We start from the raw sequence: 21,387 nt of genomic DNA, 5'->3' as shown, positions 1-21,387 counted from the left end.
CGTACCCCGCAGGATTACAAAGAACCCTAACCGTATTGCTTCTCAATTAGATGGAGGATGCCCATCTTCTTTAAAATTGGACGCGGGCACAGGAAGGTTACGCGGACCACGCCAGGCAAACGACTAATTTCAATAGAGCCAGCTATTGTTGCCCGATTCAAAATTTCATCGTACGGCAAACCAGTTACACTCGCGGCACGCTGAAGTCCGTTTTCAGTTGCCGCATTTAGATTTGCACCAGAACCGATAAAGGTGATGGGGGCATTATCTTCGATTTCGTGCTGACCATATTTTTCGCCTAAAGCGAAAACGGCCTTTTTCTCTTCTGCGGACATCGGTTTTGCAAGAAGTGGCAAATCATCAATTCTTTGCAGCAAAATTGGGCCGTCAAGTTGCAACCCTTTGATTACATCGACCTGAAGCTCAACTTCACCAGATACGTCGGTGGCGTGACCAGCAATCTCACCATTTCCCTGCTGGGCATGCATATCACCCATATAAACACCAGCGCCAGGTACCTTGACCGGACAAATAAGAATCGCTCCCTCCCGAACAGAGTTGGTGTCCATGTGTCCGTCAGTTTTATGCTCATCAAGCTCCGATTGGGTAAAACTATACCCATGCGGAGCATCCACGAGGAATGCTCCAAAATCACCAGCATTATGGGAGTCTGGCAAATCGCGCGACGGAATCGTTCCGATATTACCAAGGAAGGGTTGCATCCGCGCTGCGAGCCCGGAAATATCCGCCCGCGCGAGAGCTAAAATTGAATGTTGGTCCGAATATTCCGGTATGGATGCATTGACCTCTGCATTTGCCGCAATCTTTTCGGCCGCCGCTTTATTTACCGTTATAGAAACTTGGTTTTCGCGGTCAAGTACGATGACATATCCATTGCTGAAGCGGAATGCGTTTACTTCCGCATTACAAACGTCACAATGAACGGCATCATCGCCAATGCCCTCGATATGACTTGACGGAGCTGTTGTACCGCATTCGGGACAGAGTTTTGCAACAAATGGATCACCGATATAGCGACCATCCACAAACTCCATAACACCTGATGAAGTCGCCAGTGATGTGACCTGAACTTTGTTCAAGTGTATTGCAACAGAATCGCCAACTTCCGCGCCATCGATCATCACAGGTTTCGTAACCTCGTGACCACCTTGAAACTTGGGCGTGATCATTGGCCCCCAGCACCCAGGCGGGGTACCAGTACGGATTTTTCCGCCATTCTTAATTGTAGCAGCGGGACTAATACCGGGGCCAACAATACCGCCGCTATATTCAAAAACACCCACCTCATCGCGTATTCCGGCCATGGAAAGCTCCTCGTTACAACAACCAATCCGGATCATTTGCCGACATGATTGCCATTACCGAAAAAGCTATTGAGCCCAAAAAACTTTTCGACATACGAAAACTTCGTGACCACTACTTAGCAATAACATCGGTTCTTGAAGCAAATCAGGGTAGACCCGCGTCACTCACGCATGAGTACCGAATGTGATGACAGGCCGAAAACCGTATTAGCGCAATGAATAGCCATACAGTGAAGCAAAAACTCCACCACGAGGGTATGTCTCCGCTTACCGAGAATGCCTCGCACTTTGGAAACCAGTTAGCTTTAAAATTAGCCTCAATTTTGTTCACCGCCTGCGAGCAATGGCATTAAGGGAAAATGCTGCTCAGGACCAAGCGCACTATAACCGCCATCTACAAGTGTTTCGCCGCCATTCATATAAGACGCTGCTTCAGAGGCCAAAAATGCCACTACATTTGCGACTTCTTCTGGGTCAGCCACCCGCCCCATTAGATTATACGGAACTGATACTTTATCGGCATGCGCCCTATTGTTTCCTGTCAATCCCTCAAATGGATCAGACCATATATGGCCGAGAGTCACCATATTCACCCGGATTCTATCACTCGCATAATTAACGGCCTGTGATTTTGTTAGATGTTTAAGGGCTGCCTTGGATACGGGGTACGCCCATCGGCCAATATGAGGAAAATTTCCTGATACCGATCCAACATTTACAATTGACCCATTTTTTTTCTTTAAATGCGGGCGCGCTAACTCACCCAAAATCGCCGCTGAAACAATATTGGTATTTAGTGTGGATAGCCATGTTTCACGTGCCGTCGCGGGCCCATCATCGCCATACGAACAAGCGTTGTTGACCACAAGATCCACACTACCAAATGCCTCAAGAGTCTCTGAAATCAATAATTTCAATGCGTTGTCATCGGTTATGTCCGTCTGTACGAAAAGTGAATTCCCACCCAACTCCTTAACGATAGCGTGCCCTTTATCTTCACTACGCGCAGCAACAACTACCCGCGCACCCTCATGATGGATCTTCTTTGTGATTGCAGCACCAATAGACGCCGCTCCACCAGTAATAATTGCGACCCGGCCTTGCAGAATACCCATCGCTTTAACCTACTCTTTCTGTGATGAAGTCATCGCTCTAGCTTCAAGTATTTCGTAGTTTTTAGCGTAGACGGAAGGGTCTACAGCTGAAAACCATTGCGTAAATTTTACGCGAGAGCTTACATTTAACTCCGCTTCGTCAAGCAACTCGTCGATGTGATGTAACGAGAACGGAACAATATTTGTTCCTCGGCAATGCTTACCGTCCGTGCGTTCGCGCATCCAACAAAGACGCCTATCGATGTCAACTTTTTGCTCACTCACCGAGGGAACTTCAATAGCACCGCGCAAGTACTCAGCTATCCACATCGCTCCTGCTTCACAGCTAAGTTGACTAAAAAATGAAGAATTGTACCCATTAAATGCCAGCCTTGGCACGCCCACAGGTAGCATGGAACGGTATAATCTAAAATCTCCGTTTGTGTCCGTAATCTTTGCCATAAGGTCTTTGGGCAAAAACGGAACATGCTGAATCCACCCCGTACCTGCAATTATGTAGTCTGCGGGTATCACTTCACCGGTTGAAAGCTCTGCATGCCCAGGGCGAAGCGCGACAATCTCGGCTTCTCTTTTTACCGCCAAGGTCCCCTTTTCGATAGCCTCATAAAAACCCGGCGTAACGAGACTTACTGTGCTACGCGCAATAGTTTCAAGCGGCTTCCCAGGATGTAACCCAATCTTTTTCAACTTTAGCTGCGCGGCAATAATCGCCTCAACAGTAGCCAGCATCGCATTCCGTATAGGTCGACCAGTTCCGTGAAGAAATTTTTCAAACCCGTTTAACTCAATATAGGGAAACAGTCCCTCCCCCAAACGAGTGAGAAACAAATGCTTAAAATTTAAGACCCCTGCGATTTTTTTTGGAATTTTCCAGATTAGATTTCGCGCCAGTACCGTAGTTGATTTGCTCACGCCCAATGTCGCTACTGCTGCATCACATGACGATTTTCCGTACCCAATAACAACTACATTTTTATCTCTTACGGACTCCAAATCTGTATACTGACAAGTGTGAACAATTTCTCCCCCAGCCGCTTTCCAGTCGTCCACTCCCGAATATTGTGGGATCGATGGGGTTGAGAATATCCCATTACAGATAATTAGATAGTCAAACTCCTCTTTTAAGTCGTCACCTGATCCATTTGCGTCCTTGCTAGTGACCGTCCAATAGCTTTGGTCGGCACTTAATTCTGCAGCAGTCACCATCGTGTTGAAACGTATCAACTTCCGCAACTTAAATCTTGTGATATAATCTTCAAAATATCGCTGAACCTGTTCTCCGCTCGGCCATTCAGGATAATCATCCGGCATCGGAAAATCAGACAAGGCATAAGTGGATCTGGGGTTTTGAGTTGTCAGACCAGGATATCGCCTCGAACTAGCCCAAACCCCGCCAACCTCACTCTCTTTTTCAAAAACAGAAACGCTGTACCCCAATGACGATAGTGTTTTGGCTGTCGATACCCCTGCGAACCCCGCCCCAATAATCGCAATTCTCACCGTCATCTAAATTCATCTCCAACTCTCCCTGATCCAACTCGCGGGAACAAAGTATGTGCTTTACCTGACCGTTACTCTATTCAACAATTCAACTATGATACGGCGTTTTTTGATCGCACCGTAACACTCCTGCGCATACGATATCCCCTTCACGAATCGCAGAACAGATGATCCCTATTCTTCAGAATTTTCATGGGAAACTGTCGAGAGCCACTATAGCTACAGCATCGTTCATCATCATACGTTTTCAGTATACCGCTATACTTAACGATTATGATGTTCGTAAAAGCTTACGTCTCCGATGCGCATTTCGATAGACAATCTTGATTATTACAAAAATATGACTGATAATACCGAGGGTTAGGGAGGCGTGTTATGAAAACATCTGACATCGACGCACTCAACGCCGCTTCACCGCAGCGCGACCTTCCCCTTCACCGCTATAATAAACTGTGCACGGAGGATATTGACGAAATACATGCTCATATGAGCAATGTTTTTTGCGACCACAGCCTTACCCTTACTGGCGGTTCGCCACCTATCGCATTTCGACACAACAGCAAAACGCTTACCAACATCACGTTTAACGCAACTGATTATGGAAATCCCTATGGCCGGGTCAATATAAAAATTCCTCCGTCCGGCGGCATCTATCTTTTACAATTTACGTTAGCTGGGTCGGCTGAAATCATTCAAAATGGTGAGAGTTTCATTTTAACCCCTCACCAATTTTGCGTCATTGGGCCTGATGACGACATAATCCAAACTTTAGAACACGACTATAAACACTTCACTGTAAAAATTTCAAAAAGCAGCCTAGAGGCTGCATTATTTCAGGAAATAGGGTTGGTGCGACCAGCTTTAAAATTTGCACCGGGACCAATTGATTTGAAGGGCGAAGCACGTAGCCTTTCCAACCTTATTCGAACAATTTGCGCTGATGTCGACGAGGACGTAGAAGCCTATAGTCACGAGCGTTCGTGTAATGCTGTAGAACACGCAATCAAACACCTGATATTTTCTGCAGCGCCTCACAATCATTCAGATTTATATGTCGGGAATAGGTCACCTGCGGCACCGTATTATGTTCGAAAGGTAGAGGAATTCATACGCGCCAACGCCACAAACTCCATCGGTCTATCGGATATGACGGCTATTTCCGGAGTTAGCGCGCGTTCACTCCATACAGGGTTTCAACAATTCCGAAACACCACCCCGATGCGTTATCTAAAGGAATACCGCCTGCAATTGTCGCGGAAGCGATTGAAAGAAGCCGTAGATCGGAACGAATCGGTGACCGACGTTGCAATGGCTTGTGGATTTACACATCTAAGCAAATTTGCACGTGATTATAATGAACTTTTTGGCGAGCTCCCGTCTCAGACTCTCAAAAAATATCAATAACCCATTTGGGTCGAGCGTTTGGAACTTAGGCGTTCAAGCATTTTTTAAACAAGACACCCAAAGTTTCAGAAGAAAACTCCCGCCCAATTGATACGATCCTAGAGGATTTTTCTTGCCCCTCCTGCCAAGGTGAAAGCGGTGTAAGGTTTACTCGACGCCCCACAGCCTGCAACGCATATCGCATGCTCAAATCATCTTCTAACTGAATAATTCCTTTACAACGAAAAACACTGGAAGGAAGCTCGCGATTAATCATGGTCTTTAAGGCCGTAGAACTAAATGGCCGCGTGCTATCGAACCGCCACGTATCGAATTTATCCCCAGCATTTCGATGAACACTTGGCCCGTCCATCTCCCCCAGTTGTATAGCGGGATCAAACCGACCGACAGACAACAAAACTTCAAGAGGCACATTGCAATGTTGGGCCTCGACCATTCGCACCCTATTAAAATGAATATCCACCCACTCGCGTACGACTTCTAAATGCTTGGAACTCACGAGATCGATTTTGTTTAATACCACCATATCCGCGAAGCCGATCTGACGTAGCTTCAATCCCAGAAGGTCATCGTTTTCGTTATGTTCGAACAATGCCTCACAATCGATAAGGCAAGTTATGCTATCCAAACGCAGAACTTGTTCATATTTCTGATTCAGAAAGGTCATTACAATCCCTTCTGGGTCAGAAACGCCACTGGCTTCTAGCAACACATAATCAATATCATCATTCCTCTGAAGCAGACTATCTAGCGAGCGCACCAAGTCATCTCGAATTTCACAGCATACACATCCATTGGTAAGGCGAATTGTATTTTCTTCGACGCCTTCAACGAGCTCAGCGTCAATATTGACTGCGCCGAAATCGTTGACCAATACGCCAATCCTCAGACCATGTCCTCCATTCAGTATCCGATTCAATAACGTCGTTTTACCTGCCCCCAAAAAGCCAGTTAGTAACGTTACAGGAACAGGCCCCCGATCGGACTGGATAACAGAATCCGTATTGGGTGCTGGTGCGAGGATGTCTTCTCGATTAATATTCATATACAATTACATTATTCATCATCACCAAGATCAACGCCACGCGCTTTCAGCATCGCCCTTGGATTTACCGTCAGACCCGGCCATTTCTGTGCTGGCTCGCGATATAGACCTTCTGGATAATATAAATGTGGGTCAATTTCGCGATCGCGTACAAATTGCGATTGCTGTTCAAAGCGTTCAATCGGCGGATTAGGGAAAGTATAGGAATCTGGTAGACGCTCACCTTTGGGAAACAACCATCGCGGATCAAACGCAGCTGGCGCTGGTCCATGCGGGATCATTGCTTCTCGCGACCAAATTCTGTCTTTAGTCACATTAATGACCTGCACATCCGGACCACCAAACATGAATAGCCCATCCCAATTTTTTCTGATTTCCGCGGTAGCTTCGTTCATCAATTGAGGACCGGCACCACCTTCGTAGTGACATACACACGCAATGCGTGGCTGTACTTCGTTAAACATATACCCAACGGCGTAATACGGCGTATGGTACATATCGATTACATACGCCCATAACGCGGGGGGCGCGCCAATCTTCATTGCTGAAAGCATTGGCGTATCCATCATTCCTTCTGTCACAAAGACATCCGCGCCTTTCCCATATCTTACAGTCAATTCATCAGGCCTGCCGTCGCCGGTCCACACAAATGATAAGCCAGCGTCCTCCCAATCAAGGCGGAATGCCGATGCGCCATCCTTTACGTGAGAACGTGGCCAATGACGCACAACAACTCCTTCATGGTCGTAACAGATGCCATTTTCTTCCCGCCAATCAAATTCATGCACGTCAATTTCCAGACCATCACCAACAGGACAGGCGCTAAAGTTCTCCTCATGCCAACGCATCATTTCTTTCATATGCTTAATCATATGCTTGATGCCTAGTTCTGGCGTTCTTCCTGAGGGGCCATAAACACGCAACGGCTTATACCCACCTGAAAAAGCCCGGAAAGGGTAATAATAAGGCAAATCGGCAAAATGATCTGAATGAAGATGGCTAATGAAAATATCATTGATAAGCGCCGCAGGAACCTGCATTGCGATCGCATTCTTTACACTACCATTTCCCAAATCAAAAAAGAAACGTCGTGGTTCTGGCGTATCATTACCGAGCTCCACTAATATCGACGTTCCTGATTGTGCATGCGTGGGTGGCCAAGGCGTACTTCCAAGAAAACTCACCCGCATTTCATGTTTCGGCAAAATTTCCTGCCCCGGAATATACATGTTATTATTTTTTATGCCGGCCCACGGACGATAATAATCCGGGAGTGTTATCCCTCCGCCGGGCCGATCACCATAGAAATTTGCGCTTTCTGCAGCAGCTTCGGAAGGCGGCGAGGCCGGTGCTGCAACTTTTGTCGGAGCGACCGGCGTTTCTTTATCGCGATTTACGACAGCCGGGATAGCGACGGCGGCCGCAGCTGTCGCGGCCACACCACCACCAATCAGAAAATTGCGGCGATTATGAACATCCAACGATGCCCACGGCGCATTGGTGCCCTTTATATTCCCGTCATCGTCAGTTTCTAGAGGAGTAGAATCACCGGAATCTTGATCGCCTTTTGTCACCACCTCATCGTCGGATTCGCTGGCGTTTTCTGTTGGCGCTTCAGTGCCGTCATTACCTACTTCTTCGTCAGGATTCTCATTTTCGGTATCAGCCACAACATACCTTCCGTATTTTAAGGTCTGCCCCTCGCTGTTGCTTTGAACAGAAAGGGTCACAGTTACTTCGACTTGCTATGATTCCATGTTGAGCTATTAACCGCCAAAGCGATAGGAAAAACTAAGCTCGATCTGCCGCGGCGGAGTAATGTCACCCCAATAAACACCAGGAAGAAGCGGTGCCGAACCACCGAAAGCGGTAATACGATTATCGAATAGGTTTCTTGCAATTAATGCAATACTCCAATTGCTATCCGCGCTCTCAAGGCCGATGCGGGCATCAGCTAAGAATAACGAATCAGCAATATTGTTAGGGTCTTGGTCGGTTTGAAGTGGATAATCGCTTGTGTAGGATAGATCGACTCGGGTGTTGAAATAGAAATCGCGCCCTAACGGTAAGTCGTTGTCAGCGAAAACATGGGTGCTCCACTTAGGCGCCGAATCCATTTGCCGACTGGTTAAATCCTGAAACGCACCGCCACTTGAAACACACTCAGCCCCCCACACATTGGCATTCGTAGAACACGGCCCAGAATAATCTTTGTACTGCGCGTCAAGATAGGCTGCATCAGCTCCTACTGTCAGTGTATCGCTTATTGCTACGCGACTGTCCAATTCCACACCGCGAACTCGCGCGCGAGCGGCGTTCCCAGTTTGAAATCCTGTCCCGTCATAGAAAGATACTTGAAGGTCATCATAGTTGTTATAGAAAAGCGCAATATTGGCTTGTGCTCGACCATTCCAGAACCGCGACTTTAGGCCGACCTCATACGACGTTACATCCTCTCCATTGAATTCAAAGTTTCCGCCTGCGGCATCATTATTGTTAAAACCACCCGATTTGGATGCCTGCGCCCACCGCGCATAAACCATATGCTCATCCGTCATATCCCACTGAATATTTACGGACGGATCAAACGAGGTCTCGTTTCTTTCACCAGATACATTGAAGTTTTGAAAACCAAGGGGGCTGTTCGCGATCCCGATAAGCGTTAGCATATCAGTGATGGCGGACGTTTGTTGATCAAGCGTTTGAATCGGGTCCTTCAATGTACCGGTCATCTGGGCCGATTTAGTTTCGTCGGTATAACGCCCCCCGGCAGTTACCCGCAATACATCAGTTACATTCCAAGTGGCCTGTCCAAAAATCGACCATGCGTCGGATTCTTCAAGGTACGGCCGTTCGAATGTGTGCGAAATATCAGTCAGCGCTCCCGATGGGGGAGGAACGGGAAGCGGCGGCAAGCTAACTCGAACCCGACTCCCAGGAAAAGACAATGAGCGATCAATGTAAAACGCGCCCACAGTAAATTCGAACGTCTCCCCTTGCGGTGACGACAATCGAAGCTCATGGGATTGTTGCTCATATTGCTCATCTAACGTCTGGATGATGATATCACCCGCAGAGAAATCAAAGGCATTATTCTGTACACGATCATGCTTAGAAAAACCAAACAGATAGGTCAGATCAAAACTGCCAATTCCCTGTTCGATTTCAACAGTTACGTTGGTATTCTCTTGATCAATTGAATTCACAAAATCGGAATAATGTTTGTCGTTCCGGGTATAATCTTCGCCCGCAGAATTCATCAACCCAATTATATAATTGGCCAACCCAGAGCGCGGAGCGGTTGGATCAAACCCCACCATTTGAAGCGTCGTACCCGTCGTATCATTATCAAAGTACTCCGCTTTGGTCGTAATTCTCGTCGTATCAGTTGGCTCCCAAACTACAGTTCCGCGAACTCCGGATAATTCACTTTCAGCCTGATCGTCGCCGCCCGTTACTACAGGTTGGACGTAACCTTCATTTTTATCAACAATTGTAGCTACACGAACGAAAAGCCGCTCTGTGATCGGACCAGACACATAACCGTCAACTTGATAGCTTCCATACTCGAATTCGTATTTACCATTCACACCTACTTCGAATTCATCTGTCGGTTTTGCACTAATCACGCTGATCGCACCGGCAATACTGTTTTTACCAAACAATACCCCTTGAGGCCCACGCAAAACCTCAACTCGCTCAACATCGAGAAAAGGCAGATGAACGCCGACTGATCGTGGCGAATAAATACCGTCAATATAGAGGCCAACTGATTGTTCAAATGAACGCGTCGCTGCGGCGCTACCTACGCCACGAATCATAATTTGCGATATGCCGGGCGAAGTAGTTACCGTGAGATTTGGTACATATGAGGAAAGAACCTCGATATCACCAATACCGGCTTCTGCAATAAACTTCCCATCCGTTGCAGATAGAGAAATTGGTACGTCTTGCGATGTCTGTTCGCGTTTCTGCGCCGTAACCACGATATCGTCTAAAACCGGACCATTTTGCGCATTCGCATCTGCGAAACCAATCGCAATCATTGCCCCCAATGCCGTTCCGCACATGACGTTAAGCTTAAACCGGCGTTCGTATGTTCCGTGCCCCGCACACAGTATTCTTTCTCGCATCACTTACTTTCCCTCTTATAACCTAAATGTAGGCTCACCCCGGCGCACTGTTTTTTTACGGCGCAGTGATGGTTTATCCACCCGCGAATTTACGCACCTGTCGCTCACAACTGGCTAGCCCAGCAATGCTCCATTGAACACGGAATCGCAGCAATTGCGGTCAAGTTCTGGGTGACGACCCGTCAGAAATATTGCCCCCCCACATAGGCGCAGGAAATAGTATCTTTATAGAATAAGTCGTTGTAAGCGCTATTTGAAATAGTGGTCCACGGAGAAATTTCTCTTGTTAGCAACCATAAATTGTTTTTACCGAGATGAATTCACGATTGTTTTCGCGCCTTACTCTTCAATTACAATTGGTAGGGCGACATGATCATCGCCCATCATCATTCTTTACTGTCCGTCATGGCTGGATGCTTCGAATATTTGCTGTAAGACTGAAAGGTAACGTTCGATCTTTTCCGGATCGCAGTTTATGTAGAAATCGTCGATAGCAAAGTGAGAACCGTCATTGATCCACGAGAAAAGAGACCCGCAAATCAGCTTCTCTTGGCCGTCAAATTTTTCGGTGGCTCCCGCCAAGCTTAATCCCACCGAAAAATTTAAAGCAGTGCTCCAAGATACGGCGCATGGCGTTCTGGACAACGTGGCCTGACGGCGGGTTCTGTCTCACCTCTCACCATAATAGCTCATAGCTTAATATGATCGGATTCTCCGGCGACGGAATCAACTCCGAGCGGTCGGCGGACCTGCGAATGATCCAGTAATTACTGTTTTTGGACGAACGTCATCGAAGATGGCGAGCGAGATAGCTAAAACACTATTTCCTGAGCGAAAAAATATTCCGGGGGTGTTTTTGTGGGTCTCACAATAACGCAAACTGATTATGCCAACAAAAACAAAGGACTCACAAAATTCATGGCGGAGAGAGAGGGATTCGAACCCTCGGTACCCGTAAAGGCACAACGGTTTTCGAGACCGCCCCGTTCGACCACTCCGGCACCTCTCCGCGAAGGGGGTTGCTGTCTAGCGGGTCATAGGCATGGTTTCAACTACCCCTGAATTTGGCCGAAATCGCCGTTTTTGGGGAAATCTGCCTCAACCCCGCGTATTTCGGGGCTTTTGGCGCTTGACGCCCCCTCTTAGGCGGGCTAGAGAGCGCGCTCATTTTAACAACCGGGCACAAGAAACCGGGGTGAAAAAGGACTTTCGCGCGCCAAAGAGCGACGCTGACAGGAGTCGAATATGTACGCAGTCGTTAAGACTGGCGGTAAACAATACCGCGTTTCCAAAGATGATGTTCTGAAAGTAGAGCGCCTGCCCGGTGAGGCTGGTGACGTTATTACGCTTGACGAGATTTTGATGCTCGGCAATGGCGGCGATGTGACTGTTGGTGCGCCAACCGTCGACGGCGCAGCGGTTGCGGCCGAAATTCTTGAACAAAAGCGCGACAAGAAAATCATCGTTTTCAAAAAGCGCCGTCGTCAGAACTATCGCCGCAAAGCGGGCCACCGCCAGCATTTGACGGTTCTTCGGGTGACCGAAATTCTTACTGACGGTGCGAAGCCAAAACCAGCAGCAAAGAAAAAAGCAGCACCAAAGGCTGCCCCTAAAGCTGAAGCCAGTGGCGACGATCTTAAAAAACTTTCAGGCGTTGGTCCTGTATTGGAAACCAAGCTGCATGATGCTGGCGTGACGTCATTCGCACAGATCGCCGCTTGGGGCCCGGAAGACATCGAAAAATTTGACGAATTGCTTAACTTCAAAGGCCGCATCGAACGCGAAGGCTGGGTTGAGCAGGCGAAAGAACTCGCAAAAGGCGAAAAGGAGTAAGAGATGGCGCATAAAAAAGCAGGTGGTTCATCCCGCAACGGGCGCGACTCGGCTGGTCGCCGGCTCGGCGTGAAAAAATTTGGCGGCGAAGACGTCATCCCAGGGAACATCATTGTTCGTCAGCGTGGCACCAAATTCCACCCAGGTGAGAATGTTGGCATGGGCAAAGACCACACACTCTTCGCCTTGGTCCCGGGCCGCGTGAAATTCGCGGAAAAGCGCGGCAAAAAGAATTTTGTCTCGATCATTCCAGGCGATCAATAAGAATACTGGTGTAAAGACACCGAATTGAATTGCGTAAAGGGAAGGCACTCCGCCTTCCCTTTTTTTCGTTTGGGCAATAGCAGTTGGGCCGCTCAACCTTTTGAGGCGGGAATGGTAGTCTCTGGCAATATCACATGAGAGGAACGCCATGACCACCATCACAGAGTTCATCGTCGACAAGAACAATCTTGGCCAAACACGGATCGCCGAACGTGATGCCCCGACCTTGAATGACGGTCAGGTCTTAGCAAAGGTCGATCGCTTCGCATTGACAGCGAACAACGTCACCTATGGCGTCGTTGGCGAACGCATCGGCTATTGGAAGTTCTTCCCGGTCGAGAAAGATGGCGACGGCATCATCCCGGTTTGGGGCTTTGCCGACATCATTGAATCAAATCACCCGGACGTGCCCGTTGGCGACCGGCTTTACGGCTATTGGCCAATGGCGAGCCACCTTGTGATGTCGCCCACCCGGATTAGCGAACATCGTCTTTTCGACGGCGCTGAACACCGGGCCGAACTGCCGCCCGTTTATAATAGCTATAGCCGGGTGAACGCAGAACCGGGCTACGACAACACCTTTGATGACGACCGAATGGTTTTGCTGCCGCTCTATGCGACATCGTTCTGTTTATACGATTTCATGAAGGACAATGACTGGTTTGGCGCAGAACAAATCCTCATCCCCAGCGCCTCCAGCAAAACCGCTATCGGCACCGCCTATGCCATTAAAGCCGATGATTCTGCACCAGTTCTGGTCGGCCTGACGTCGCCCCGAAACAAATCCGCGATGGATGAATTAGCGCTTTATGACATCGTCCTGACCTATGATCAGCTTGACCAGATCGACGCGTCAAAACCTTCAGCGATCATCGATATGTCCGGTAACGGAGCAGTTTTGAACGAACTGCACAAACGACTGGGCGACAATATGAAATACACATCAAATGTTGGCGCTACCCATTATGAAGACAACGCGATGGGTCCCGATTTCATCAGAGATCGTAGCCAGATGTTTTTCGCACCGGGTCATATCCAAAAACGAAACGCAGATTGGGGCCCGGGACAGTTCGAACAAAAATCCTTGGCCTTTTGGCGCGATGCGGCCATCAAAAGTCGTGAATGGCTGACCATTAAACACGAAACTGGCGCAACGGCGGTTAGTGACGCGTGGCAAGAAGTCTATGCCGGTAAAACGCCACCAAATGCCGCCTGGGTTGTCGGTTTTTAAAACGGATTGAGCGTATAGCCATTGGATTGCAATACCGCATGCGCGGTCATCGCCGATAATGCTGTTTCTACGCCCGGTAACAGATCTCCATTGCTGACACCCTGCGCGCTCGCACTTTGTCCGCACACGACGATTCTAACACGGTTTCTCAATAACGTAGAGATGAGATCGGCGTTCGCATTTTCGCCGCCAATATTTGCGTCGTAAAATTCCGGATTGGTGAGGTCAAGGACAGCTTTCCCATGCGCGACAATCGCGATGTTGATTTCGTCGGGATCGACACCAGCGCGCGCGTGCATGTTAATGAACCGGGCGGCGCTCGTCAGTGTTCGGTTAAGCTCACCCGGCTCTGCACCCTTTACCGCATCAAAACTGATCCGGAATTCGATATCGTCCGGGATTTCAAAACTCGCATCGACCTCGGCGACCTTGCCGTATTTTTCAATGACAGGGCCCGCCGAAAACTGCGCCGGTTGCGCTGCCACAGGCAATGACGCAGCGACCAGTATAAAAGCGGCTATCCATTGTCTCATTTTGAACTCCTCATATACGCCGTGTAATGATCGTGAATGTGCTGACGGTAAATTGATAGGCCACAGGTTCAAATCTTTTTCCAAATCCCTATATTCAATGATGACGTAACCTGCGGGAAAGATACCTATGACTGAGACCGATCGCCAACGTATATTAGTGGATATCGTTTCCGATCCGGTTTGTCCGTGGTGTTATGTGGGCCTCAAGTCATTTCTCGCAGCGAGGGATAGTCTGAAAGACGACTTCATTATCCTCCCTCGCATACGCGCCTATCAACTCAACCCGGACACCCCTGAACAGGGCGTCGACCGGCAGGAATATTACGAAAAGAAATTTCCTGACAAGACAAAGCGTGAAGAAATGGCGCTTCAGTTGAAAGCGGCGGCGGTTGGCGCGGGTTTTTCATTTGACCCTTCAAAACCAACCTTTCTGCCAAACACACTCAAAGCCCACCAAATTATTCGCCTTGCCCATTTTGACGGCGCACAGGAGCGGTTGGCGCTTGCGCTTTATTCGGCATATTGGGACGATAACGCCAATATTGGCGATAATGACACGCTGGTTCAAATCGCTGTCGACGCCGGGCTTGATGGTGATAACGCGCGTAAGGACCTTGAAAACCCCAAAAGCGCCGAAGAGATGAAAGCCGAAGCGGATGCCTTTCGACAAGCTGGCGTTACCGGGGTTCCAACCTTTATCGTGAACGAGCGCACCGGTTTTTCGGGTGCCCTGCCGCCGGTACGGCTGGCGGAAACCTTGCGGCACGCCCTGAATCCTCAGCAGCAAAGCTGAATTTAATAAAATCTGCGAATTATTTCGCTATAATTGGCGTATGAAAAATTTTCTTACGTCATTACTCATCTACTTGCTCCTTTTCCAAAGCGCGGCTGCTGAGACCATCGTCGATAGCGCTCGTGGATTTGCGCTGGCGGTAGAACGCGCCTCGGATGGTGATGAAATTTCTCTGTCACAAGGGCGATATGATATCGCCGATCTTAAGATACGGCACGATATAAGTATTACTGGCCGCGGAGCGGTGACGCTTTACTCTTCTTCGCCGGTCGCCAAGGGGCTGTTAAACCCGAAGCCCAATACCAATGTTCGTATCGAGAATATTACGTTCGAAGGCGCAACTTCACCCGATCAAAATGGCGCAGGTATTCGCCATGACGGAAACGACCTAACGGTTATCAATTGCCGCTTTATCGAGAACGAGAATGGGATTCTCGCAACCGGCAACGAAACCGGAAATATCACCATCGAGCGCAGTCAATTTATACGTAATGGCCATGGTGATGGCTATTCTCATGGCATCTACATCGTGCGCGGACAGATGGCAAAAGTTTATAAAAGCAAATTTATCGGCACGAGAATCGGTCATCACGTTAAGTCGCTAGCGACGCAAACGGCGATTGCAGAAACTGAATTTGACGACGCCGATGGAAGAACAAGCTATTCGATCGATCTCTCAAAAGGCGGCGACGCAAACATCACGAATAATAAGTTTTTGCAGGCTGCGAATGCCGACAACCCCGCCATTATAAATTATGACCTGACACGTGGCGGGTCCGCCGATGGATTAATAATTCGCGGAAACCGGATCACCAACCGCAAACGCAATGGTCAGCTCCTTCGAAACCAATCCCCTGTGGAACCCCGCATCTTTCAAAATATCATCCGCGACGAAACTGGCGGGACATTTGAATACGCTGAAACTGAAAGTCCTGCGGCAACCCTGCGAGGCGATTACCCGGATGCCAGCGGCTTGACCTTAGAAGAGCGCGCACCACGCAATATCAAAAAGTCCGGCACCGTGCGACCGATTACTTTCAACAAAGCCTCGGATTCCGTCGCACAGATCAAACTGCAAAATAACTGGAACGACCCTACAAGCGCGCCCGTGACCTTCGGCATGGTATTCCCGAAGGGCGTATTAAACCCTAGCCGCGAACTTGCCGCGGAAGCTTCCGGCAATACCATCCCTGTACAGATCGATGTAAAAGCGCTTCATCAAGACGGAAGTGTTCGGCATGCCGCCATTACGATTGAGCCGCCGACGCTCGCCCCTGATGAAGTGATCGATGTCAAATTTACGTCAGTTTCTAAAGGCGTATCGTCGCAAGTTGAGCTTCGGGCATTGATCGAAAAATACTACTCTTTTCCCGTATCCGTAACACTCTACTCGGAGACTGGGCCCGCAAAAAACATCTCGCTAAATGCGCGCGACCTATTGCTTGATGCGTTATCTGAAAATACCGATTTTTGGCTGGCCGGGGCTTTAGTAAAAGAGCTCAAGATTGAGCAAGATATAGCCGCTCATCTCAAGCTTCGATTTGACATTCGGGTTTACCGTAATGGCGACATCCGTACCGCCGTTACATTCGATAACAGTAAAACTTTTTCGCCGGGCATTCGCCACAACGTATATGACGTTATCATTGGCGAAAAATCATCGCCGGCTTTTAGCGCACAAAAAATCGGGCACCATCGGTCTGCAAATTGGCACCGCGTCTTCTGGTCAAAACCGCATCGCCCAGCCCATGTGATATTCGACCTTGATCAACTAATCGCAGCAAACGCGGTCCTACCCCTTGATCCAACGATCGGTATCAATGCCGCCGTCATCGCAGAAGCAGACGCAGCGCTGAACGACTTACCGCCCCTCGCCCAAGCGGAAATCACGAAATACTTTCCGTCAACCGGTGGGCGCGATGATATAGGCATCTATCCGCGCTGGGTCGCGAATTACCTTGTAACCCAAAGTGAGGCTGCACGCCGGGTAATGTTTGATAATGCCATCGCTGGCGGCGCTGTGCCTTGGCATTTTATCGACGAAAAAACAGGTGCCGCTTTATCGATAGAACAACGTCCTAATTTCTGGGCCGATGAGCGCGGACTGGAAGAGCGATACACGCCTGACCAACCGCACAAAGATATATTCGAATCCAGCGACGGTGGCTGGTCCCCCGATCACTCCCATAAACCTGATCTATTCTATATTCCCTATCTTGTCTCAGCCGATCATTACTATGCGGATGAAATGGCAATGCAGGCGGCATGGGCTATTTTCGGTCGATGGCCCGCCCTGAGGGAAGGCGGGCTTAAAGCAATTGATGTCGAACAAGTACGCGCCTCGGCCTGGTCATTACGGGACATTTCAAACGCCGCGTGGCTCTTGCCCGATAATCATACATCGAAAGAATACCTACAGCGCGCCCTCGACGAGAATGTTTCCCTAATGAAACAGAAATATGTGGACAGGCGAACATTTTCCGCAGCAGGCGAGTTAGAGGGTTTTTTCGAAGAGTCTGTTTATGGGGAACCTGAACGGATCTCACCATGGCAAAATGACTATGTTGTGCTGGCCCTATGGCTAGAGGCCCGCCGCAATAATGAAATCGCCAAATCGCTGTTATCATGGACTGAGAACTTCCATACTGGTCGTTATCTCGAATTTCGTAACGACTATGCGAATGCTTACCGCTTCCCCGCGAAGTCAGAAGACGAAAAATCGCTCGTCACGAGTTGGTCATTGCTCGCGGACAAAATAAAGAATAGCCCCGACGCGCTGGAAGAAGGGACTGCCGGGTATCCGGGTCTCGCCTATGGTTATGTCTCCTCTGCGCAAGCCGCGCTGACTGCGCTCGCCTCTACATCGGGCTCCCCTCGGAGTTTCATCGCACTCGCGACGTCTTTGAAGCGGAACAAGAATGCACGCATTTGGGAACCTTATGCGCCGGGCAGCGTAAAACGTTATAACAATTTCTTCTTTGCACTGAATGGTAATGGACGCATTTCATATAAACGCGATCAAATTATATTCGGTAAGAATGGCAATGACACCCACGACTTTATCGTCGGTGATAATGGAAATGACAAACTCTCCGGCGGGCGGGGAGACGACATCATCGTCAGTCTACGCGGTGACGACACTCTTGATGGCGGTCCGGGCGATGACCACCTGGTTGTATCAAGCGGCAATGACAACCTGACTGGCGGGATTGGGCGAGACATTTTCAGCTTCGCGTTTATCAGAAATGTCCCAAATCTGGGCAACAAAACGATTTCGGATTTTGATCCATCACAGGACCGCATAATGTTTTCGAAAGAAATCTTTCCAAGCTTTAAGGCGGTGCAATCAGCGACAACTAATCAGGTTGATGGCGCGGTCATCCAATTTCCCGCGAACGCAGGCCAGATAACGCTTCGCGGCGTTAATGCGGCCCGTATTTCACCCGACCAAATCATCATTTCCGAATGACTTGGAAAGAGTTGCGCTGAGTGCGCAGTCTTGACGCGTAAGCACAGCTGTATTCTAAATTACATGCGACTCTGTTTTGCCCGACCTTTCCATGCCTGCCTACGGCCGAATGATAAGATCCCAAGACATGGTTGCCCACCCAACCCGCATAGCAATATGCGGACGATGCCATGAATAGGAGATCAAATATGGCTACAGGCGCTGTCAAATGGTTCAACGCCACAAAAGGATATGGATTTATCGCTCCCGATGACGGCGGTAAGGACGTATTTGTACATATTTCTGCGGTTAAAGAAGCTGGAATGGCCGACCTTCAAGAGGGTCAGCGTATTTCTTATGAGCTTACCGAACAGCGCGGAAAAACTTCGGCTGGTAATCTCAAGCCCGCCTAAAAGTCATGTTAATGTAATGAAAACGCCGCCCCTTGGGGCGGCGTTTTTTGATATATCATTGCTCCGTATGGACCTTTTATTCAGCCCAGTCCTTTTTCAATCGCGGCGCGGTCAATAAAAACAACCCTGCAGCAATGAAGTAGAAAACGGTTCCTGACAATATCGCGTAACGTAGGGACTCATCGCCATAGGCAGCTTTCAAGCCGTCTGAAATTGCGCCAATCGCGAGGTTCCCTAATCCGATGCCAATCAAATTATTGACAAACAAGAATACAGCAGAGGCCGTTGCCCGCATATTTGGTTGAACAAGCTGCTGGAATGCAGTCAAGACCGGACCAAGCCACACGAGGCTTAGGGCCTGCAAAACCAGAAACGCGGGAAATGCCAGCCAAAGCGAGGATGCGGTAACCCCGACAACGAAAAACGGGATAGTTGTTAAAAAGGCTACGGCCGGGACGATCGCATAGGTTGCTTTTTTATCGGGACCATATTTGTCGGCCATGACCCCACCAAGCCAAATACCAATGACACCGCCCAATAAAAGGATCGTGGCGTAGAAATATGAGGCAAACAATAAAGGTGACGGATTCTCAGGCATCAAAAATGCTGGCATCCAACTGAAAAATTCCGGTAACGCGTCTCCAAAGCTACGAACGAAGAACGACGGTAACCAGAAAATCAGGCCATAGCCCATCATCGAAGAACTCGCCGCACCAAACGAAAGGCCCCAAAAGCTTGGTTTACGAACTAATGTCGAAACCACATCACCAATTTTGGCCGGCGTCGTAATTGCGGCCGCACCATCTAACCCACCGCGCTTTGGTTCGCGAAGAGTCAGGCGGAAAATTGGCGCAATCGCTAACCCCGCCAAACCAACAATGATAAATGCTGAACGCCACCCGAGATAACTTGTCAGCACACCCCCGAGAAGAATACCGAGCGCGGAACCCACGGGGATTCCAAACGAATAAATTGACAATGCCCGCGCCCTTTTTTCCGGCGGGAAATAATCAGAAATAAGTGAATATGCCGGCGCTACGCCGCCGGCCTCTCCAACGCCGACCCCAAGGCGCGCTAGGAACAATTGCATGAAGTTCTGCGCGAACCCGCAGGCGGCCGTCATTGCGCTCCATACCGCCAAGGCGACCGTCATCACCCATGTTCTTGATGATCGGTCAGCCAACATCGCGATCGGTATTCCAAGCAATGTATAAAACAAGGCAAAAGCCAATCCGCCCATCAAGCTTAATTGGGTATCAGTGAGTACCAATTCTGACTTGATCGGAACTGCCAGAATTCCAACGATCTGCCGGTCTATAAAATTGAAGGTGTAAACCACCACAAGGATGAACAAGACATAGCCACGATAAAGTGGTGATGGTTCTTTCATCTATTCAACGTCCGTAAGGTTGTCTTTAAAAAACGTGTCGGCATCGTGAGCCGTTTGTTGGGGGGCTTCTTCCTGTGCAGCATGCCCAACGCCGGGATAGGTCAGCAATTTTGCGTTTGGCATAACGGTTTCCATTTTGGAACCATGGGCGATTGGAATGATATTGTCACCTTCGCCCCACATTATCAGGGTCGGAACCGTAACCTTTGCCAAATCATCTGTCGGGTCGGGCAGGGAAAACTCTTCCAATGACTTAATCATTGCCTCGCCATTTCCCTTGATGCGGATCATATCACCCATGACCTTTACCCGCTCATCAGTGATTTTTGCATCATCTGCATAAATCAATTCCGCACTGGCGCGAACGCCCGCCTCCGGCGCGTTCAAAAGGTAGAATTTCATCATAGGCGGTATTGGTGCCGGCTGATCGCCAACCTCGCCAAACGGATATGCTCCCGGCGAAATCAACACCATTCGGCTCACTTTTTCAGGATTGGTCGCCGCATAGCGCCATGCCGCAAGAGCCCCCAGTGAGTTGCCCGCAATCAGAACCTGATCAAGGTCAAGCGCCTCAAGAACGTCACCGATAAACGCGGCGCGTTCGGTCGGTGCATAACGCTCCATTGGGTCGGGCCCTGTTAGACCATGGCCCAATAGATCATAACGGATGACGCGATAATCGGATTTCAGTGCCTCGGCCCATCCATCCCATGTCTCTAAGCTATGGCTGAATCCGTGGATTAAAAGAAGCGCTGGCGCATCGGCCACCCCTTCTTCACGCACACGCACAGTCGCGCCAGCGATCTCGACCAGACGATCATTAGGTTTCAAATAGGCCGCGCGTATTTCGGCCGTATTGTCGTGACTTTGACCCGTTAAATAAAAATACGCGCCCGCACCCACCAGTAACAGCACAAGCAAAGCCGATAGCTTTTTCATAAAGGACCTCAGTCAGAGACG

General features: G+C 49.1%; 17 protein-coding genes and 1 tRNA gene. 7 read left to right on the top strand and 11 right to left on the bottom strand.

All coding sequences use genetic code 11. The features are described 5' to 3' along the window. Window positions 1-26 precede the first annotated feature (26 nt). The 3 genes from ABFZ83_RS14195 to ABFZ83_RS14185 all read right to left on the bottom strand — a co-directional run bounded on the left by ABFZ83_RS14195 (window position 27) and on the right by ABFZ83_RS14185 (window position 3,946). On the bottom strand, window positions 27-1,325 hold the full coding sequence (locus ABFZ83_RS14195; protein ID WP_411817207.1) for an acetamidase/formamidase family protein: 1,299 nt from the start codon (window positions 1,323-1,325) through the stop codon (window positions 27-29). Window positions 1,326-1,642: 317 nt separating this feature from the next. Next, a complete protein-coding gene (locus ABFZ83_RS14190) occupies window positions 1,643-2,440 on the bottom strand; it encodes an SDR family oxidoreductase (protein WP_411817206.1) in 798 nt (265 codons plus the stop codon). Between the two features lie 9 nt (window positions 2,441-2,449). Beyond that, window positions 2,450-3,946: a flavin-containing monooxygenase gene (locus ABFZ83_RS14185; RefSeq protein WP_411817205.1), complete on the bottom strand. Its 1,497-nt coding sequence runs from the start codon at window positions 3,944-3,946 to the stop codon at window positions 2,450-2,452. Window positions 3,947-4,315: 369 nt separating this feature from the next. On the opposite strand from ABFZ83_RS14185, the gene ABFZ83_RS14180 reads away from it, so the two are divergent. Next, on the top strand, window positions 4,316-5,344 hold the full coding sequence (locus ABFZ83_RS14180) for an AraC family transcriptional regulator (protein ID WP_411817204.1): 1,029 nt from the start codon (window positions 4,316-4,318) through the stop codon (window positions 5,342-5,344). 25 nt (window positions 5,345-5,369) lie between these two features. Here ABFZ83_RS14180 and ABFZ83_RS14175 read toward each other — a convergent pair whose 3' ends face one another. The 5 genes from ABFZ83_RS14175 to ABFZ83_RS14155 all read right to left on the bottom strand — a co-directional run bounded on the left by ABFZ83_RS14175 (window position 5,370) and on the right by ABFZ83_RS14155 (window position 11,531). Beyond that, entirely contained in the window at window positions 5,370-6,389 is a 1,020-nt protein-coding gene (locus ABFZ83_RS14175) for a CobW family GTP-binding protein (protein ID WP_411817203.1), read from the bottom strand. A gap of 11 nt (window positions 6,390-6,400) precedes the next feature. Next, window positions 6,401-8,059, bottom strand: coding sequence for a guanitoxin biosynthesis MBL fold metallo-hydrolase GntH (gene gntH / locus ABFZ83_RS14170; RefSeq protein ID WP_411817202.1), 1,659 nt, complete (start codon window positions 8,057-8,059; stop codon window positions 6,401-6,403). A 96-nt stretch (window positions 8,060-8,155) separates the two neighbouring features. Then, a complete protein-coding gene (locus ABFZ83_RS14165) occupies window positions 8,156-10,375 on the bottom strand; it encodes a TonB-dependent receptor (RefSeq protein WP_411817201.1) in 2,220 nt (739 codons plus the stop codon). A gap of 540 nt (window positions 10,376-10,915) precedes the next feature. After that, window positions 10,916-11,104 carry an AAA family ATPase gene (locus ABFZ83_RS14160; protein WP_411817200.1) on the bottom strand — a complete coding sequence of 63 codons (189 nt, stop codon included), beginning with the start codon at window positions 11,102-11,104 and terminating at the stop codon, window positions 10,916-10,918. Between the two features lie 337 nt (window positions 11,105-11,441). Continuing rightward, a tRNA-Ser gene (locus ABFZ83_RS14155) sits at window positions 11,442-11,531 on the bottom strand. Between the two features lie 236 nt (window positions 11,532-11,767). Between ABFZ83_RS14155 and rplU the strand changes: the two genes are divergently transcribed. The 3 genes from rplU (at window position 11,768) to ABFZ83_RS14140 (ending at window position 13,850) form a co-directional block, all read left to right on the top strand. Beyond that, window positions 11,768-12,355, top strand: a complete 588-nt coding sequence (rplU, locus tag ABFZ83_RS14150; RefSeq protein ID WP_411817199.1) for a 50S ribosomal protein L21 — start codon at window positions 11,768-11,770, stop codon at window positions 12,353-12,355. A gap of 3 nt (window positions 12,356-12,358) precedes the next feature. After that, window positions 12,359-12,619: a 50S ribosomal protein L27 gene (gene rpmA, locus ABFZ83_RS14145; protein ID WP_411817198.1), complete on the top strand. Its 261-nt coding sequence runs from the start codon at window positions 12,359-12,361 to the stop codon at window positions 12,617-12,619. 148 nt (window positions 12,620-12,767) lie between these two features. Continuing rightward, window positions 12,768-13,850: a DUF2855 family protein gene (locus ABFZ83_RS14140; RefSeq protein ID WP_411817197.1), complete on the top strand. Its 1,083-nt coding sequence runs from the start codon at window positions 12,768-12,770 to the stop codon at window positions 13,848-13,850. Here ABFZ83_RS14140 and ABFZ83_RS14135 read toward each other — a convergent pair. Next, a complete protein-coding gene (locus ABFZ83_RS14135) occupies window positions 13,847-14,383 on the bottom strand; it encodes a DsrE family protein (protein WP_411817196.1) in 537 nt (178 codons plus the stop codon). The two genes, ABFZ83_RS14140 and ABFZ83_RS14135, sit on opposite strands and share 4 nt — an antisense overlap. A 127-nt stretch (window positions 14,384-14,510) precedes the next feature. Between ABFZ83_RS14135 and ABFZ83_RS14130 the strand changes: the two genes are divergently transcribed. From ABFZ83_RS14130 to ABFZ83_RS14120, 3 genes are all read left to right on the top strand, one after another. Beyond that, the gene (locus ABFZ83_RS14130; RefSeq protein WP_411817195.1) at window positions 14,511-15,176 is read left to right on the top strand and encodes a DsbA family oxidoreductase; all 666 of its coding nucleotides are present in this window, start codon (window positions 14,511-14,513) and stop codon (window positions 15,174-15,176) included. Window positions 15,177-15,216: 40 nt separating this feature from the next. Next, entirely contained in the window at window positions 15,217-18,645 is a 3,429-nt protein-coding gene (locus ABFZ83_RS14125) for a hypothetical protein (RefSeq protein WP_411817194.1), read from the top strand. 188 nt (window positions 18,646-18,833) lie between these two features. Then, complete coding sequence (locus ABFZ83_RS14120; protein WP_411817193.1) at window positions 18,834-19,037, top strand: cold-shock protein; 204 nt, start codon at window positions 18,834-18,836, stop codon at window positions 19,035-19,037. Window positions 19,038-19,113: 76 nt separating this feature from the next. Here the strand turns inward: ABFZ83_RS14120 and ABFZ83_RS14115 are convergent, their stop codons facing one another. Then, the gene (locus ABFZ83_RS14115) at window positions 19,114-20,427 is read right to left on the bottom strand and encodes a spinster family MFS transporter (RefSeq protein WP_411817192.1); all 1,314 of its coding nucleotides are present in this window, start codon (window positions 20,425-20,427) and stop codon (window positions 19,114-19,116) included. Beyond that, window positions 20,428-21,366: an alpha/beta fold hydrolase gene (locus ABFZ83_RS14110; protein WP_411817191.1), complete on the bottom strand. Its 939-nt coding sequence runs from the start codon at window positions 21,364-21,366 to the stop codon at window positions 20,428-20,430. Between the last annotated feature and the right edge of the window lie 21 nt (window positions 21,367-21,387).

It is taken from the genome of Hyphococcus formosus, assembly GCF_046736345.1.
GTDB lineage: Bacteria > Pseudomonadota > Alphaproteobacteria > Caulobacterales > Parvularculaceae > Hyphococcus > Hyphococcus formosus.
This window is presented reverse-complemented; position numbering and strand designations above follow the sequence as displayed.

Coding starts and splice junctions, on each gene's coding strand:
- rpmA (WP_411817198.1), top strand. CDS start 12,359: ATGGCGCATAAAAAAGCAGGTGGTTCATCCCGCAACGGGCGCGACTCG.
- ABFZ83_RS14140 (WP_411817197.1), top strand. CDS start 12,768: ATGACCACCATCACAGAGTTCATCGTCGACAAGAACAATCTTGGCCAA.
- ABFZ83_RS14175 (WP_411817203.1), bottom strand. CDS start 6,389: ATGAATATTAATCGAGAAGACATCCTCGCACCAGCACCCAATACGGAT.
- ABFZ83_RS14130 (WP_411817195.1), top strand. CDS start 14,511: ATGACTGAGACCGATCGCCAACGTATATTAGTGGATATCGTTTCCGAT.
- ABFZ83_RS14120 (WP_411817193.1), top strand. CDS start 18,834: ATGGCTACAGGCGCTGTCAAATGGTTCAACGCCACAAAAGGATATGGA.
- ABFZ83_RS14180 (WP_411817204.1), top strand. CDS start 4,316: ATGAAAACATCTGACATCGACGCACTCAACGCCGCTTCACCGCAGCGC.
- ABFZ83_RS14110 (WP_411817191.1), bottom strand. CDS start 21,366: ATGAAAAAGCTATCGGCTTTGCTTGTGCTGTTACTGGTGGGTGCGGGC.
- ABFZ83_RS14185 (WP_411817205.1), bottom strand. CDS start 3,946: ATGACGGTGAGAATTGCGATTATTGGGGCGGGGTTCGCAGGGGTATCG.
- ABFZ83_RS14115 (WP_411817192.1), bottom strand. CDS start 20,427: ATGAAAGAACCATCACCACTTTATCGTGGCTATGTCTTGTTCATCCTT.
- ABFZ83_RS14190 (WP_411817206.1), bottom strand. CDS start 2,440: ATGGGTATTCTGCAAGGCCGGGTCGCAATTATTACTGGTGGAGCGGCG.
- ABFZ83_RS14195 (WP_411817207.1), bottom strand. CDS start 1,325: ATGGCCGGAATACGCGATGAGGTGGGTGTTTTTGAATATAGCGGCGGT.
- ABFZ83_RS14135 (WP_411817196.1), bottom strand. CDS start 14,383: ATGAGACAATGGATAGCCGCTTTTATACTGGTCGCTGCGTCATTGCCT.
- ABFZ83_RS14125 (WP_411817194.1), top strand. CDS start 15,217: ATGAAAAATTTTCTTACGTCATTACTCATCTACTTGCTCCTTTTCCAA.
- rplU (WP_411817199.1), top strand. CDS start 11,768: ATGTACGCAGTCGTTAAGACTGGCGGTAAACAATACCGCGTTTCCAAA.